This is a genomic window from Granulicatella adiacens ATCC 49175, from assembly GCF_025150565.1.
GTDB classification, from domain to species: Bacteria; Bacillota; Bacilli; order Lactobacillales; family Aerococcaceae; genus Granulicatella; species Granulicatella adiacens.
Window position 1 is genome coordinate 981,847 of sequence record NZ_CP102283.1, and the last position, 15,323, is coordinate 997,169.

General features: G+C 35.3%; 17 protein-coding genes. 14 read left to right on the top strand and 3 right to left on the bottom strand.

Going from position 1 to position 15,323, the window contains the following annotated elements; genetic code table 11:
• Nucleotides 1–37: 37 nt before the first annotated feature.
• Both NQ540_RS04885 and NQ540_RS04890 read right to left on the bottom strand, forming a co-directional pair.
• Nucleotides 38–1,246: a putative glycoside hydrolase gene (locus NQ540_RS04885; protein ID WP_005605454.1), complete on the bottom strand. Its 1,209-nt coding sequence runs from the start codon at nt 1,244–1,246 to the stop codon at nt 38–40.
• Nucleotides 1,246–1,884 (bottom strand): YkyA family protein, encoded by a 639-nt coding sequence (locus NQ540_RS04890; RefSeq protein ID WP_005605456.1) that lies wholly within the window; start codon nt 1,882–1,884, stop codon nt 1,246–1,248. The genes NQ540_RS04885 and NQ540_RS04890 overlap by 1 nt, the downstream gene beginning before the upstream one ends.
• Nucleotides 1,885–2,116: 232 nt before the next feature.
• On the opposite strand from NQ540_RS04890, the gene lspA reads away from it, so the two are divergent.
• Genes lspA through pyrR form a run of 3 tightly spaced genes read left to right on the top strand, consistent with a single transcriptional unit; the run spans nt 2,117 to nt 4,053 of the window.
• Nucleotides 2,117–2,566 carry a signal peptidase II gene (lspA, locus tag NQ540_RS04895; protein ID WP_039848773.1) on the top strand — a complete coding sequence of 150 codons (450 nt, stop codon included), beginning with the start codon at nt 2,117–2,119 and terminating at the stop codon, nt 2,564–2,566.
• Nucleotides 2,567–2,575: 9 nt separating this feature from the next.
• Nucleotides 2,576–3,502: an RluA family pseudouridine synthase gene (locus NQ540_RS04900; protein WP_005605460.1), complete on the top strand. Its 927-nt coding sequence runs from the start codon at nt 2,576–2,578 to the stop codon at nt 3,500–3,502.
• 11 nt (nt 3,503–3,513) lie between these two features.
• Nucleotides 3,514–4,053 carry a bifunctional pyr operon transcriptional regulator/uracil phosphoribosyltransferase PyrR gene (gene pyrR, locus NQ540_RS04905; protein ID WP_005605462.1) on the top strand — a complete coding sequence of 180 codons (540 nt, stop codon included), beginning with the start codon at nt 3,514–3,516 and terminating at the stop codon, nt 4,051–4,053.
• A 50-nt stretch (nt 4,054–4,103) separates the two neighbouring features.
• Here pyrR and NQ540_RS04910 read toward each other — a convergent pair.
• Nucleotides 4,104–5,452, bottom strand: a protein-coding gene (locus NQ540_RS04910; protein WP_156780411.1) for an IS3 family transposase whose coding sequence is annotated in 2 segments (ribosomal slippage) — nt 4,104–5,002 and nt 5,002–5,452 — 1,350 coding nt in all. Because the reading frame shifts where the segments join, the coding sequence is not laid out codon by codon here.
• 365 nt (nt 5,453–5,817) lie between these two features.
• Between NQ540_RS04910 and NQ540_RS04915 the strand changes: the two genes are divergently transcribed.
• From NQ540_RS04915 to phnE (NQ540_RS04965), 11 genes are all read left to right on the top strand, one after another.
• Nucleotides 5,818–6,456, top strand: coding sequence for a 3-keto-L-gulonate-6-phosphate decarboxylase UlaD (locus NQ540_RS04915; protein ID WP_005605468.1), 639 nt, complete (start codon nt 5,818–5,820; stop codon nt 6,454–6,456).
• A gap of 18 nt (nt 6,457–6,474) precedes the next feature.
• Nucleotides 6,475–7,536 carry an L-ascorbate 6-phosphate lactonase gene (gene ulaG / locus NQ540_RS04920; protein WP_005605469.1) on the top strand — a complete coding sequence of 354 codons (1,062 nt, stop codon included), beginning with the start codon at nt 6,475–6,477 and terminating at the stop codon, nt 7,534–7,536.
• A 98-nt stretch (nt 7,537–7,634) separates the two neighbouring features.
• A complete protein-coding gene (locus NQ540_RS04925; RefSeq protein WP_005605471.1) occupies nt 7,635–8,084 on the top strand; it encodes a PTS sugar transporter subunit IIA in 450 nt (149 codons plus the stop codon).
• Nucleotides 8,085–8,086: 2 nt separating this feature from the next.
• Entirely contained in the window at nt 8,087–9,583 is a 1,497-nt protein-coding gene (locus NQ540_RS04930) for a PTS ascorbate transporter subunit IIC (RefSeq protein WP_005605473.1), read from the top strand.
• 87 nt (nt 9,584–9,670) lie between these two features.
• Nucleotides 9,671–9,955, top strand: coding sequence for a PTS sugar transporter subunit IIB (locus tag NQ540_RS04935; protein ID WP_005605475.1), 285 nt, complete (start codon nt 9,671–9,673; stop codon nt 9,953–9,955).
• Between the two features lie 14 nt (nt 9,956–9,969).
• Nucleotides 9,970–10,659: an L-ribulose-5-phosphate 4-epimerase gene (locus tag NQ540_RS04940; protein WP_005605477.1), complete on the top strand. Its 690-nt coding sequence runs from the start codon at nt 9,970–9,972 to the stop codon at nt 10,657–10,659.
• Nucleotides 10,649–11,500, top strand: a complete 852-nt coding sequence (locus NQ540_RS04945; RefSeq protein WP_039848776.1) for an L-ribulose-5-phosphate 3-epimerase — start codon at nt 10,649–10,651, stop codon at nt 11,498–11,500. The genes NQ540_RS04940 and NQ540_RS04945 overlap by 11 nt, the downstream gene beginning before the upstream one ends.
• Nucleotides 11,501–11,750: 250 nt before the next feature.
• The gene (locus NQ540_RS04950; RefSeq protein ID WP_005605481.1) at nt 11,751–12,815 is read left to right on the top strand and encodes a PhnD/SsuA/transferrin family substrate-binding protein; all 1,065 of its coding nucleotides are present in this window, start codon (nt 11,751–11,753) and stop codon (nt 12,813–12,815) included.
• 73 nt (nt 12,816–12,888) lie between these two features.
• Nucleotides 12,889–13,653, top strand: coding sequence for a phosphonate ABC transporter ATP-binding protein (gene phnC / locus NQ540_RS04955; protein ID WP_005605483.1), 765 nt, complete (start codon nt 12,889–12,891; stop codon nt 13,651–13,653).
• A complete protein-coding gene (gene phnE / locus NQ540_RS04960) occupies nt 13,640–14,458 on the top strand; it encodes a phosphonate ABC transporter, permease protein PhnE (RefSeq protein ID WP_005605485.1) in 819 nt (272 codons plus the stop codon). The genes phnC and phnE (NQ540_RS04960) overlap by 14 nt, the downstream gene beginning before the upstream one ends.
• 12 nt (nt 14,459–14,470) lie before the next feature.
• Nucleotides 14,471–15,280 carry a phosphonate ABC transporter, permease protein PhnE gene (gene phnE, locus NQ540_RS04965; protein WP_005605487.1) on the top strand — a complete coding sequence of 270 codons (810 nt, stop codon included), beginning with the start codon at nt 14,471–14,473 and terminating at the stop codon, nt 15,278–15,280.
• Nucleotides 15,281–15,323: the final 43 nt, after the last annotated feature.

Below are 15,323 nucleotides of genomic sequence, written 5' to 3' on the forward strand. Positions count from 1 at the left end.
AGAAAAGGACTTCCATTAATGTGGAAGTCCTTTTGGTTTAGAAGTTTATTTCTGATGAATACTGAGAAGCTGCGTTCCAAAGTAGGTATTCCGTTACGCCAGCTTCTTTTAGAGCTTGAATTTCTTTGCTGATAATATCCGCGGTGTAGAGTTGATAATTTCCTTCACCAAGAAAATCTGCAGTGAACGCTTGAATCCAAGGCCTTGAAATTGGAGAAGGGTTTAATGTTTTTATATATCCTTTTTCAATCACCATATAGCGTTTAACGATTTCATATGGATTTTTATCAGGATCCTTTACATCTAAAGCATAATTCACCCAATGGCTTGGAAAAATCATAGGAGAGATGATATCTACTTTATCAGCAATATTGACAAATTTTTGTCCAATACCACCAATTTTTGATTCAGTAATCGCGTGTGCTAAGATGTCAGCTGAAAGATGTACACCATATGGTTGAAGTTTTTCTCGAATAAATGCAACAAAGTCTGTAATCGCAGCAATACGGGCTTCATCATCATCTTTAATATGAGCATAATCGCCTTTATCATAGACTAAGTCTTCCGAAATAGTTTCGAACCCAAGTGGGAAGCGAACGTAATCTAATTGAATATCTTTAAATCCTGCTTTAGCAGCACCAATTGCAATTTCTGAAATGTATTCCCAGTTTTCTTTAAGAAAAGGATTCAGGAACGTTTCTCCGTCATCTGTATACCATAGCTGGCCTAAAGCATTTCTAAAAGAACGTTCTGGATTCTCTTTTGGAACAAATCGGTCTCCGAAACATACAATACGAGCAATTGGATAAATTTGTTCTTTTTCGAGTCGCTTAAGAAGAGCAGTAGTATCTGGTACTTCATTGACAGTATGCTTCTTCACTTGTTGATTATCAGTCTCCAGAGGCATTGTAATTTGTCCATATCCATCACGGACATCAATTACAAGAGAGTTAATGGGAGTAGACTTAACGAACTGAATCATATTTTCCAAGTCTTGTCCTTTGGCACGAAACGCCTGTAAATAAACCCCCTTAACGCCATCTTCAGGATATGGAATAGAAATGCCTGAATCATAAATATGTTCCTGTGGTATATTCGCTGGAACTCGGAGTAAACTATTCGTTCTTACATTCAACTTACTATCAGCAGTATCTTGCGCATTTGCCACAGAATAGAAAGCGAGTAGGGAACTAACAGACGCAACAGTGAGCATACTCGTTACTAAAGATTTTTTCTTCAACATCATTACTCACCCTTTCCGCTATTTGCCAAGCGAGCTTTTAGAATGCGAATTGGTCTATCTAGCTCACTGATTGGAGAATTTATTGCTTCAATAATTTGTTGACGCTCGTTAGCAGAATTATTTACTTCAATAATGAGCGCTTTTAATTCATCGCTTGTTTGTTTTCCACCTGATATGCTAACGAAAAACTCAGCTTCTTTTTCCAATTGTTTTTGAGACATTTCGGAGTAGTTCTTTAATTGAGAAACAATTGATTGCAGATTAGAAACTACAATTTGAATTTCTGCAGATGGAAGATTTTTATCCTTCAAGTTACTTAATCTAGTCGCATCATCTAATAATACTTTGAGCGATTTTTGCATAGACTTCAACAATTGCTGACGTTCTTGAATGTTGGAGAATACTTTACCCGTTTTCTTAGCGTAAGACGTCATCGTGTAATCTTCATGGATATCCGCTTCCCAATCAGATTGTAATGAATTTTCTAACGCTTGAATGTCATTTAATTGTTGAACGACAACAGGTAAGGTATCTTGTACTTCTTGAACAGTAGATTCGGCACTTTTCTTTGTATTACCGCATGCTCCTAAAAATAAGAAACCCGCGCTAATCAAGAATACCTTGGCTGCGATTTTTTTCATATTACACTCCTTTAACAGTAATGCGTTTTCTTGTTGATATTATACGTGTATTTTGTTGTTTTTTCAATCTTTTGACTGATTTTTAGGACTTTATCCCCATTTTCAGTTAAATTTCACCCGTTTTTACCCCTAGAGTGGAAAAAGTATTTCAATTTAACATCATTTTCAGTTCGTTGACTAACCTTTGACTTCTTTGTACAATACTATTATTGAAAAGAAATGGAGAGTCGATATGTTTTTATATTTAATATTAAGCGCTGTACTAATTATTGCAGATCAACTAGTGAAATTATGGATTGTAAATAACTTTAACTTGCATGATGGAATGCAGTTTATTAATGGAATTGTGAGCTTATTATACGTTCGAAATACTGGAGCAGCTTGGGGAATGTTCGAAGGGAAGATGGTTTTCTTTTATGCAATCACTGCAGTAGCAGTTGGAACACTTTTATATTTGATGTTTAAAGAAAAAGGAAAATCCAAATGGTTATTAACAGCTTACTCTTTCATTTTAGCTGGGGCTGTAGGAAACTTTATCGATCGTATCCGATTAGGGTATGTTGTCGATATGTTTAAGTTTGAATTTATCGATTTTCCAATCTTTAATGTTGCAGACATTTGTTTAACCTTCGGAGTAATCTTCTTATTCTATTATGTTATTTTTAAAGAACAATCAAAATAGGAGAGCACTATGACATCAGTATTTAAAAAATTAAAACTTGAATTAGAAAAGACTCAACGATTAGACAAAGTGTTAACTGGCGAGCTTGGTCTAAGTAGAACTACCATTCAAAGTTGGCTAAAAGCTGGACTTATTTCAGTTAATGGAGAAGTCGTGAAATCAAATTACAAAGCACAGTCTGGGGATGAAGTTACAATTCTTCAAAAAGAGGAAGATGTTATTACGATTCAACCAGAAAATATTCCACTAGATATCGTTTTTGAAGATGACTCATTAATTGTAGTCAATAAACCAAGTGGTATGGTTGTTCATCCGTCTAAAGGACATTATAGTGGTACGTTAGTAAACGCATTGTTATATCATTCAAATAGCTTGTCAGATAGCACGAGCGAAGAAATCTATCGTCCAGGATTAGTCCATCGCATTGATAAAGATACAAGTGGCTTATTAGTCATTGCTAAAAATAATGATGTGCATCAAAAATTGGCTGAACAGATTGCAGAAAATAAAATGAACCGTGAGTATATTGCCATTGTAGATGGGCACTTTGCACACGAAACGGGTGTTGTTGATGCACCTTTATCTCGTCATCAAACGAATCGCTTAAAAAGAGTCGTGGAAAAAGGGGGAAAGAATGCTATTACTCATTTTGAAGTTTTAGATTCTTTTTCAGACTATTCACTCGTGTCTTGTCGCCTAGAAACTGGAAGAACTCATCAAATCAGAGCACATATGGAATTTATTAAACATCCGATTGTAAATGATCCGTTGTATCATCCAAAAGGGAAAAACGCAACAGAATTTGGTCAATTTCTACACGCAAGAACACTTAGCTTCACTCACCCATTAACAGGAGAAACGCTAAACTTCCAAGTGGAACCACCAAAAGAATTCGCGGAGTTTATTCAATTGAATAAAGGACACTTTGAAGACTAGAGGTGAAATTAATGAAACAAGTCAGAATTATGGATGAGGGTGCTATTAGAAGAGCATTAACCAGAATTTCATATGAAATAATCGAGCAACAAAAGGACGTTTCGAATTTAGTGATGATTGGTATTAAAACAAGAGGAATCACTTTAGCAAAACGCATCGCTGAGAAAATCTCTTCTTTAGAAAAGATTAAAGTACCAGTTGGCGAAATAGATATTACATTATACCGAGATGATCGGCATGATATCGAGAATGAAGAGGCGCCTGTATTAAATGGAACGTCTATACCTTTTAATATCAAAGGAAAGCAAGTGGTCTTAGTGGATGATGTTTTGTTTACAGGAAGAACGGTAAGAGCTGCCTTAGATGCAATTATGGATATCGACAGACCTAAGCGAATTAGTTTAGCAATTCTTATCGATCGAGGTCATAGAGAACTTCCAATTCGTCCAGATTTTATCGGGAAAAATGTACCCACTTCTTTAGAGGAAGTTATCCATGTTCATTTACTGGAGGATGACGCTTCTGATGAGGTCATTATTGAAAATGAGTAATATTATTACCTTCTCATTATGTACTGACCCCAAAAAGTTAGACAATTAATTTAAGCAAAGGATTTAGTTCTGTATTGTACAGGACTAAGTCCTTTTAATTTTACTTTGATTCGTTTGTTGTTGTAATAATCAATATAATCGATGATTGCCCCCTCAAGTTCCTTTATAGATTTAAATGTCTTTTCATAGCCATAAAACATCTCTGATTTAAGAATGCCAAAGAACGATTCCATCATGCCATTGTCAGTACTATTACCTTTGCCGGACATAGAGGGCTGAATGCCCTTATCTTCTAAAAAATTATGATAAAACTCATGCTGGTATTGCCATCCCTGATCACTGTGGAGAATAGTATTCTCGTATTGTTCTTCTCTAAAAGCTTTTTCTAACATATCTTTTACTTTGTTTAAATTCGGTGAAGACGATAGAGAATAAGCTATAATTTCACTGTTATAACCATCTAAAATTGGTGATAAATATAGTTTTTGGTTGCTTGTTGGGATAGAAAATTCCGTAATATCTGTATAGCACTTTTCCATCGGTTTTTCAGCTTCAAATTGGCGTTGAATAATGTTCGCAGCTTTCTTTCCAACTTCTCCATGATAAGAAGAATACTTACGTTTTCGACGAATACGAGCACTTAGCCCCAACATTTTCATCAAACGTTGTACCTTTTTATGGTTTACGATGAACCCACGGTTTCTAAGCTCAAGAGTAATACGGCGATATCCATAATTAGCTTTATGTTCGGTATAAATGGCTTCTATTTCGTTTTTTACGGCCTGATTCTTATCTTCTTGGTTTAACTGTTTTAAGTGATAATAGTATGTTGAACGGGCAAGTTTGATAATCTTTAGAAGAATATCTAAAGGGAATTCTGGTACTAATTCTCTGACAATCTGCGTCTTTCTTCTTTCTCTTTTTCCTCCTTCAAGCGGAGTTCTCTCAACTTTTTTAGAATGGCATTCTCCGCTCTTAAATACTCATTTTCAGCCTGAAGGCGTTCTAGTTCTGTCATCTCTTCTGGTTTTTTCTTTGGCTTACGTCCCATTTTAGGTACTCTCCCTCTTGTTTTCTCAACAATAGTATACTTATTTTTCTTGTATTGTGCGAGCCAGCTAGAAATCATAGAATAATTTGGAAGAGCATATTCAAGAGAAACTCTCTTATGAGACCATCCTTCGAGTAAGACTTTATCAATTATTTCCTGTTTTAATGCTATAGAGTAAGAATTATTTTTCCCCTTTTTTACTATTTCTAAACCATATCGATTAATCAACTTAATCATGTATTTAAGATTTGACTTATCTATACCAAACATCTCTGAAAGTTGTGAGTAGCTAAATCCTTGTTTTTTGAGTTCATAGATTTGAACTTTATCTTCATAAGTTAATTTCATAATAAAAGCACCCCAAAAGTTAGATTTTCTGTCTAACTTTTAGGGTGCACTTCATTATTGAGAGGGTATTTTTATTTTATAATCGTAAACGATCAAAACAGATATTTTAGTAGTATTAATAATATAATTTTATGAATTCTTCCTATATACATAACCATATTGCTTATTTCCAAACGTTCGTAAAGTAAACGCAAACAATCATAAAACTGATTATTCGATTACTTGTTTGTAAACGGTTGTAACAAAAAAATGTTTATACTATACTAATACCATGAATTGGTACCGTAACTTTTTAAATGATCATTTTCGTAAGACGTTATGATTTTATGATTGTTTAAAGCAAGACAGAAAAGGAGAATGACAATATGGCAATTCCTAATTTACAAGTTGCTTTAGACCACAACCGTATTGAAGATGCATTAAAAGATGCTCTTGCTGTTGGAAACGAAGTAGACATTATTGAAGCAGGAACGATTTTACTTTTAAACGAAGGGGACAAAGCGATTAAATGCTTACGTAGTGCTTTCCCAGATAAAGTAATCATTGCTGATACAAAATGTGCTGACGCTGGTACAACTGTTGCTAAAAATGTTGCCCTCGCTGGAGCAGACTGGATGACAGTAATTTGCTGCGCAACAATTCCAACTATGGAAGCCGCAAACAAAGAAGTGAAGTCTTTACAAGTTGAATTATACGGAGATTGGACTTTCGAACAAGCACAACAATGGAGAGACGCTGGTATTGACCAAGCAATCTTCCACCAAAGCCGTGATGCTCTATTTGCAGGAGCTACTTGGACTGAATCTGATTTAAACAAAATCCGTCGTTTAATCGAAATGGGATTCAAAGTTTCAGCTACAGGTGGATTAACAAAAGACACATTAAAAGTGTTTGAAGGAATTCCAATTTATACATTCATCGCAGGCCGCGGAATTTACGCTACTGAAAATCCAGCGCAATCTGCTCGTGAATTTAAAGAAGAAATCAAACGTATTTGGGGATAATCCCAAGGAGGAATAATAATGGCAAATATCAAAGATGTAACAAAAGAATCTTGGATTTTATCTACTTTCCCAGAATGGGGAACTTGGTTAAATGAAGAAATCGAACGCGAAGAAGTGAAACCAGGAACATTCGCTATGTGGTGGTTAGGATGTACAGGTATCTGGTTAAAATCAGAAAAAAATACAAACATCTTATGTGACTTATGGTGTGGAACTGGTAAACGTAGCCACGGTAACGGAAAAATGAAAACTGGTCACCAAATGCAACGTATGAGTGGTTGCCAGAACTTACAACCAAACTTACGTACACAACCATTTGTAATCGATCCATTCGAAGTGAAAAATGTTGATGCTTTAGTAGTAACTCATATTCACTCAGATCACTTAGACATTAATACAGCTGCAGCAGTTGCTAACAACTGTCCAGAAGCTAAATTCGTAGGACCTCAAGAAGTAGTAAACACTTGGTTAGGTTGGGGAGTTCCTGCTGAACGTACAATCGTTGTACACCCAGGAGACTCAGTTAAAATCAAAGACATCGAAATCGTTGCTTTAGAAGCATTTGACCGTACAGCTTTAGTTACAGCTAAAGACGGTGAAGTTCTTAAAGGCAAAATGCCTCAGGACATGGACGAAATCGCTGTTAACTACTTATTCAAAACAAGTGGTGGTAACTTATATCACGCAGGAGACTCTCACTACTCAAATATGTTTGCTAAACATGGGAACGAACATGAAATCGATGTGTGTTTAGGTGCTTACGGTGAAAACCCTCGTGGTATCACTGATAAAGTGACTTCAGTTGATATGTTACGTATGGCTGAATCATTAAACGCTAAAGTTGTTATCCCAGTTCACTATGACATTTGGGCGAACTTCCAAGCAGATCCAAAAGAAATTACAGAAATCTGGAAATTCAAGAAAGATCGCCTAGAATACAAATTCAAACCATTCATTTGGCAAGTAGGTGGTAAGTATACTTACCCAACTGACAAAGATAAATTAGAATTTAACTTCTACCGTGGATTTGACGATGTATTCTCAATCGACAATGATGTACCATTCCCATCATTCTTATAATATTGTCATTAAATTTGGAAAGCCTAGAGCTAACCCACTCTAGGCTTTATCCAAGCGTAATAATGAATACGATTTCTTAATAACACAAGGAGGAACATATGTTAAGAGAAATTATCGAAAATGGACGCTTTTCGTTCCAAAAAGGTTCTCTATCATGGGAAGAAGCCATAAAAAAAGCTTGCCAACCTTTATTAGAACAAAAGATCATTGAACCTGAATACCCAGGTTACATTATTAGTAATGTTCATGAATTTGGACCTTACATCGTAATTGCGCCAGAGATTTGTATCCCTCACGCACAAGAAGGAAAAGGGGTAAATGATACTGCTGTAGCATTTATGAACATTGAAGAAGCTGTGGATTTTGGACCAGGTGCTGACTACCAACCACATTTATTCTTCGTTTTAGCATCAACTGATAATGAAAAACACTTAAACAACTTATCTGAGTTAGTGACTTTATTAGACGATGAATCAATTATTAATGCGTTTGTTGAAGCGCGCTCAAAAGAGGATTTAGAAAATATCTTAAAAGGAATAGGTGAATAATAATGGAATTTTTATTCAGTTTTTGGCAATTCTTCTATGCTAACATTTTTACTAAACCACAATACTTTGTGGGTTTAATCGTTTTAGTTGGTTATTTACTATTGGGTCGTAAATGGTACGATGCATTAGCAGGTTTTATTAAAGCAGTTGTAGGTTACATGATTTTAAACGTAGCTGCTGGTGGATTGGTTTCAAACTTCCGTCCAGTATTAGCAGCATTAGGGGATCGTTTTGGATTACAAGCTGCCGTTATTGACCCATACTTTGGTCAAGCTGCTGCTGAAGCTGCATTAAAATCAGCTGGTCATGCAACAGGTTTAACAGTACAAGTATTATTAGTAGCTTTCTTAACGAACTTAGTATTAGTTATCTTCCGTAAATTAACTAAAGTTCGTACAGTATTCATCACTGGTCACATCATGGTGCAACAATCTGCTACAGCAACTTGGTTAATGGCTTTAGCTTTAGGTGATAACGTTAACCAATTACAATTTGTAATCTTATTAGGTATTGTATTAGGTGTATATTGGGCAGTAGCTGCAAACTTAACTGTAGAAGCTACTCAAGAATTAACAGAAGGCGGCGGATTTGCAATTGGTCACCAACAAATGTTTGGGGTTTGGTTAGTTGACAAATTAGCTCCTAAATTCTCAGGTAAAAACGACAAGAAGATTGAAAATCTTGAATTACCAGGTTTCTTATCAATCTTCAAAGAATCAATCGTTGCAACATCAATCTTAATGATCGTGTTCTTCGGTGCAATCTTATTAGTATTAGGTAAAGACTACTTAGTAGGCGTAAATGGACAAGAGTTAACAGTTGCTGCTTCTAAATTCAAAATGACTACATTAAAAGCAACTGACGACTTCTTCTTCTACATTTTACAAACAGCATTAACATTCACTGTTTATGTTCAAATCTTACAATTAGGGGTTCGTTTATTCGTTGCTGAATTATCAGAAGCGTTCCAAGGTATCTCTAACAAATTATTACCAGGTTCTATGCCAGCGGTTGACTGTGCTGCAGTTTACGGATTTGGTTCTCCAAACGCTGTAACAGTTGGTTTCTTATTCGGGGTATTAGGACAAATCGTAGCAATCTTAGGATTAATCGTATTCAAATCTCCAGTATTAATCATCACTGGATTCGTACCAGTATTCTTCGATAACGCTACATTCGCAGTATACGCTAACCATAAAGGTGGTTTACGTGCTGCTTCTATCCTTTCATTCTTATCAGGTTTAATCCAAGTATTAGGTGGAGCTGTAGCAGCAGGGGCATTTGGTTTAGCTGCATACGGTGGATGGCATGGTAACTTTGACTGGGATACAATTTGGGTTGGATTCGGATTCTTAATGCAAAACTTCCAATACATTGGTTTAGGAATTGTGTTAATTATTCTTTTAGCAATCCCTCAATTACAATACAGCAAAAACAAAGAACATTACTTCACTATTGCTGAAGACTATGAAACATACTTAGAGTCTAAGCAAAACTAATTTAAATAAGTAAAAGAATATAGTAAAATTAGGGTATCGGGTAGTGTTTTCTATCCGATACTCTAGCAATATAAGGAGATGTAAAATATGAAAGTATTAGCAGCATGCGGAAGCGGAATGGGTTCAAGCCAAATTATCAAAATGAAATTAACAAATGTATTTAGAAAATTAAATATTCCTTTAGAAGTTCATCACTGTGCAGTTTCTGAAGCAAAATCTTCAGCAAAAAACTATGATTTAGTTGTTATTTCATCAGCTTTATTAGAAGTATTTGATGGCTTAGACTTACCAAACACAAAAATCGTAGGCTTACAAAACTTATTATCTGAAAAAGAAATGACTGAAAAAATTTCTGAAGCTTTAGGCCTATAAGAAGGGATTCTACAATGGCATACGAACAATTAAAAGAACGTGTATTAAAAGCAAACTTAGAGTTACCAAAACATGGATTAGTTATTTTTACATGGGGTAACGTTTCAGAGTACGACCGTGAAGCAGGGGTTATCGCAATCAAACCTTCAGGCGTTGACTATGATAAACTAACTGCTGATGATATCGTAATTGTGGATATCGACGGTAATAAAGTAGAAGGAGCACTAAAACCTTCTTCTGACTTAGATACTCACTTAGAAATTTATCGTAATTTTAAAGATGTAAATGGGGTAGTGCATACTCACTCTCTATGGGCAACTACAATGGCTCAACAAGGACAAGAAATTCCTGCATTCGGAACAACACAAGGAGACTACTTCTACGGAACAATCCCTTGTACTAGAGAAATGACAGAAGCAGAAATTAAAGGTGCTTATGAGTTAGAAACAGGTAAAGTAATCGTTGAAACTTTCAAAGATAAAGATCCAAATGCGATTCCAGCTGTTTTAGTATTTAACCATGGACCATTTGCATGGGGTAAAGACGCAATGGATGCGGTACACAACATCACTGTATTAGAATACGTTGCAAACATGGCTTGGCATAACTTTGCTTTAAACCCAAATATGAAGCCAATGTCACAAACAATTTTAGATAAACACTATTTAAGAAAACATGGAGCGAATGCTTACTATGGACAATAAAAAGTTTTATGAACTTGGTTTGTATGAAAAATCAATGCCAAACACACTTAGTTTTAGAGAAAAGTTAGAAACAGTGAAAGCAACTGGATTTGACTTTTTAGAAATCAGTATCGATGAAACTGATGAAAAATTAAGTCGTCTAGAATGGACAAAGGAAGAACGCCAACAGTTAGTGAACGACATGTTCGAAACTGGAGTTCCAATCCGTTCAATGTGCTTAAGCGGCCATCGTAAATATCCATTTGGTTCCCACGACGAAGCTACTCGCACACGTAGTCTAGAAATCATGGATAAAGCAATTCAATTAGCAGATGATTTAGGTGTCCGAGTGATCCAATTAGCTGGATACGATGTTTACTATGAAGAAGGAGATGCGGTAACACTTGATTACTTCATCCAAAACCTTAAGAAAGCTACTGAAATGGCTTCACAAAAAGGTATTCTTCTTGGTTTTGAAACAATGGAAACTCCATTCATGAACACTGTTGAGAAATCAATGCGTTTCGTTGAATTAGTGAAATCTCCATACTTACAAGTATATCCAGACTCAGGTAACTTAATGAACGCATCATTAGAACCTGGAGCAAAAAATGTCTACGAAGATATCGAATTAGGAAGAGGGCATATTGTTGCAGCTCACTTAAAAGAAACGATTCCTGGACATTACCGTGAAATTCCATTTGGTACTGGTCAAATCGATTTCAAACGTATGGTCGATACATTCTTATCAATCGGAGTAAATCGTTTCACCGGTGAATTCTGGTATGTAGGTCAAGAAAACTGGTTAGAAGATATTAAGTTTGCAAACCAATTCTTAAGATCTCATTTTCCAAACAAATAAATAGATTGAAACCTTCCAAAATTTGGGAGGTTTCTTTTTTTACCTTAATCAACGAACGTTCGTGTTTTAATGTTCGTAACTTATGCGTTTCATCAATTTTATTTGACTATTATTGTGAATTTAGTATGAAAAACTTTATTTTTAATAATATTTCTGTTGTAATTTACGGATATGTCTTGTAATATAGTAAGAGGGGTTAAGGAATTCTTAATTTCTAATAACAAAACGTATCTTAGGAGGATATATTTTTATGAAAAAGTCTTTTTGGTCTAAATTAGCAATTGGTTTATCATCATTAGCTTTATTAGCAGGATGTTCTAGTAATTCAGGTTCAGACACAAATCAAAGTCAAAGCCAAAATGCTTCGAAAACAATCGAAACTTTAAAAATCGCTTTTGTACCATCTCGTGATCCTGAAACAATTGTGACAACAACAGAACCATTAAAAGAACTACTAAAGAAAGAACTAGCGAAAGAAGGCTACGATGTTAAAAATGTTGATATCTCTGTAGGTACAAGTTTTGACGCTGTAGGTGAAGCATTAGCATCAGGTAGTGCAGATATTGGTTTCTTACCTGGTGGGACTTATGTATTGTATGACAAAGAAGTTGATGTATTATTAACGGCTACTCGTGATAATTTATTAAAAGACTCTACTAATCCAAAAGATTGGAATGATGGAAAAGAAACAGGTCGTGGAACTGAACAAGCTACATCCTATAAAGGATTAGTTATTGCTGGCCCTACTGAAAAAGGGAAGGAATTAGCTGCGAAAATCAATAGTGGTCAAGAATTGACTTGGGAAGAGTTAAATTCTGCTAAATGGGGAGTATTAGGAACTTCATCATCATCAGGTTATATCTACCCAACATTATGGTTACAAGAAAAGTATGGGAAAGGAATTTCTGATTTACAAAATGTTGTACAATCAGATTCTTATGCAAGTTCTGCAGCACGTTTAGCCTCTGGTCAAATTGATATCATGGTTGGTTATGCTGATGTTCGAAATGATTATGCTAAAAAATGGACAAGTGATTATGGCCGTTCAGAAGATATTTTCAAAGAGACGAATGTTATCGGTGTTACTCCAGACATTTACAATGACACAATTTCAGTAAGTAAATCTTCTCCAATTGTAGATGACGCATTTAAAGAAGCGTTCGCTAATGCAATGATGAATATTGCTAAAACAGATGAAGGTAAAGAAATTATCAAAATTTACTCTCATAAAGGCTATAAGAAAGCAAATGCTAGCGACTACGATAAAGAACGTGAAGCACAAAAATTACTTAAAAAATTAAAATCAGGTAACTAATAAATTTGAGTTGAAGATCAAATGAGGGTTAGGAAATTTCTCCTGACCCTTTTTTGAGAGAGAGGCAAGAAAAATGATTAAATTCGAAAACGTATCTAAAACTTATCCAAATGGGGTTAAGGGTCTTAAAAATATTAACTTAGAAATTGAACAAGGGGAGTTTGTTTCTATTATTGGTCTTTCAGGTGCTGGGAAGTCTACGCTTATCCGTACGATTAATAGAATGTTGGACATCAGTGAAGGAAAATTAACAGTTGATGGTACTGATGTAAGTAAATTAAAAGGGAAATCTTTGCGTAAATTCCGTAGAAATAAAGTAGGGATGATTTTCCAATCTTTTAACTTAGTCACTAGAACAACGGTTATTAAAAACGTATTGACGTCTATCGTACCAGATATTCCATTCTTCCGTTCATTATTTGGAATTTATACCAAAAAAGAAAAATTACATGCATTAGAAGCCTTAGATAAAGTTGGAATTGTTGATAAAGCCTTTATTCGTGCGGACCAATTATCCGGTGGGCAACAACAACGTGTGGCTTTAGCTCGTACATTAGCACAAAATCCAGAAATTATTCTTGCGGATGAACCAGTTGCGGCACTGGACCCAGTAACAGCAAAACGAGTGATGGAAGACTTCAAACGTATTAACAAAGACATGAATATTTCTATTCTTTTAAACATTCACCATGTAGAGTTAGCGCTTGAGTATGCTGATCGTATCTTAGGAATTAGAGATGGTGAAATTGTGTATGATGGTCCAAGTTCTGAAGTGACTCCTGAAGTTTTAGATTTAATCTACAAAGGAAAGGTGGAGGGGTTGAATGAAGCTAAGTAAACTCTTCGCACCAAAAGAATATACACTAGAAAACGGAACTACCGTTAGAGAACCACGATCGAAAGCAATTATTATTACGATTTTGCTTCTTGTGGCAATGTATTACGCAGGGAAGGTCACTGGTTTTAACTTCAAAACACTTATGCAACGTGGTGGACAATTCTTTGTAATGATTGGTAGAATGTTCCCACCAAACTGGGAATACTCTAGTTCAATTTGGTCACCATTAATCGATACGATTAAAATGTCCTTATTGGGGTCTTTATTAGGATCGATTTTAGTAATTCCTTTTGCGATTATTGCATCTAGCAACATTGTAAAAAATAAGTTTGTAATTAGTTTAAGCCGTTTATTTTTAAGTGTTGTTCGAACATTACCAACACTAGTAACCGCATTAATTGCTACATATATATTCGGTTTAGGAACACTCGCTGGTACGTTTGCGATTGCAACCTATACTTTCGCTTATTGTGGAAAACAACTATACGAGCAAATCGAAACGGTTGATATGGGAGCTTTCGAAGCTGCTGAAGCTTTGGGTGCTACTAAAGGGAAAGCCTTCTCAAGTGCTATCATTCCGCAAATCTTACCAGGTTATTTAGCTTCTTCTTTATATTGTTTTGAAGGGAATGTGAGATACGCTTCTATTCTTGGTTATGTAGGTGCTGGTGGTATCGGTATTATTTTAAATGAAAACTTAGGTTGGCGTGAATATAGCAACGTCGGGATGATTTTAGTGATTCTATTCTTAACTGTAGTCATAATCGAAAGCGTTAGTTATTATTTACGTACTAAATTAGCGTAGGAGGGGACTTAAATGAATGAAGCAGTTTTAAATCAATATCAAAAAGCTCCTCGTACTTGGATTATAAAATTAATGGTTGTTTTAATTCTTGTAACGCTTGTTGCATGGTCGGGTACAACTATTGAATTAAGCAAAATTCCTGAGAATGGCGCTGAAATTTCAAAGAATATTATTAAAGGGATTTTCTCTCCTGATACAACACTCTTATTTGACACTTCCAACAAAGGTGTGGCGTACCTTCTGTTAGAAACCATCTGTATTGCGTTTCTAGGAACTTTAGTAGGATCAATTTTAGCAATTCCGTTTGCTTTCTTGTCTTCAACAAATATCGTTCCAAAGCCGGTAGCATTAGTTTTCCGTACTTTAATTATGGCAATCCGAACAGTTCCAACATTAATTTACGGATTAATGTTCATACGTGTAACGGGTCCTGGAGCATTTACAGGGCTTTTAACAATGTCTGTAGCATCCATTGGGATGATTTCAAAATTGTATATCGAAGCAATTGAAGACTTAGACTACAAGATTCTAGAGTCATTAGATGCTAGCGGATGTAATTTATATCAAAAAATTCGATTTGGCATCTTGCCTCAATTAATTCCGTCTTTCATTTCAACGGTTATTTATCGTTTTGATATGAACTTAAGAGATGCGACAGTTCTAGGGATGGTTGGTGCCGGCGGTATCGGTTCTCCTTTAATGTTTGCGATGAGCGCTTATAAATGGAATGAAGTAGGGGCCATTCTTTGCGGATTAATCATTTTAGTATTATTCATTGAATTTGTATCAACTAAAATTCGTACACGTTTAGCACGTGGTTAAATTTCATCAATTAAACAACAAAAACGACTTACAGAGCATTTCT

Coding starts and splice junctions, on each gene's coding strand:
- NQ540_RS04935 (WP_005605475.1), top strand. CDS start 9,671: ATGAAAGTATTAGCAGCATGCGGAAGCGGAATGGGTTCAAGCCAAATT.
- pyrR (WP_005605462.1), top strand. CDS start 3,514: ATGAAACAAGTCAGAATTATGGATGAGGGTGCTATTAGAAGAGCATTA.
- NQ540_RS04925 (WP_005605471.1), top strand. CDS start 7,635: ATGTTAAGAGAAATTATCGAAAATGGACGCTTTTCGTTCCAAAAAGGT.
- phnC (WP_005605483.1), top strand. CDS start 12,889: ATGATTAAATTCGAAAACGTATCTAAAACTTATCCAAATGGGGTTAAG.
- NQ540_RS04930 (WP_005605473.1), top strand. CDS start 8,087: ATGGAATTTTTATTCAGTTTTTGGCAATTCTTCTATGCTAACATTTTT.
- ulaG (WP_005605469.1), top strand. CDS start 6,475: ATGGCAAATATCAAAGATGTAACAAAAGAATCTTGGATTTTATCTACT.
- NQ540_RS04915 (WP_005605468.1), top strand. CDS start 5,818: ATGGCAATTCCTAATTTACAAGTTGCTTTAGACCACAACCGTATTGAA.
- NQ540_RS04940 (WP_005605477.1), top strand. CDS start 9,970: ATGGCATACGAACAATTAAAAGAACGTGTATTAAAAGCAAACTTAGAG.
- lspA (WP_039848773.1), top strand. CDS start 2,117: ATGTTTTTATATTTAATATTAAGCGCTGTACTAATTATTGCAGATCAA.
- NQ540_RS04900 (WP_005605460.1), top strand. CDS start 2,576: ATGACATCAGTATTTAAAAAATTAAAACTTGAATTAGAAAAGACTCAA.
- phnE (WP_005605487.1), top strand. CDS start 14,471: ATGAATGAAGCAGTTTTAAATCAATATCAAAAAGCTCCTCGTACTTGG.
- NQ540_RS04885 (WP_005605454.1), bottom strand. CDS start 1,246: ATGATGTTGAAGAAAAAATCTTTAGTAACGAGTATGCTCACTGTTGCG.
- NQ540_RS04945 (WP_039848776.1), top strand. CDS start 10,649: ATGGACAATAAAAAGTTTTATGAACTTGGTTTGTATGAAAAATCAATG.
- phnE (WP_005605485.1), top strand. CDS start 13,640: ATGAAGCTAAGTAAACTCTTCGCACCAAAAGAATATACACTAGAAAAC.
- NQ540_RS04950 (WP_005605481.1), top strand. CDS start 11,751: ATGAAAAAGTCTTTTTGGTCTAAATTAGCAATTGGTTTATCATCATTA.
- NQ540_RS04890 (WP_005605456.1), bottom strand. CDS start 1,884: ATGAAAAAAATCGCAGCCAAGGTATTCTTGATTAGCGCGGGTTTCTTA.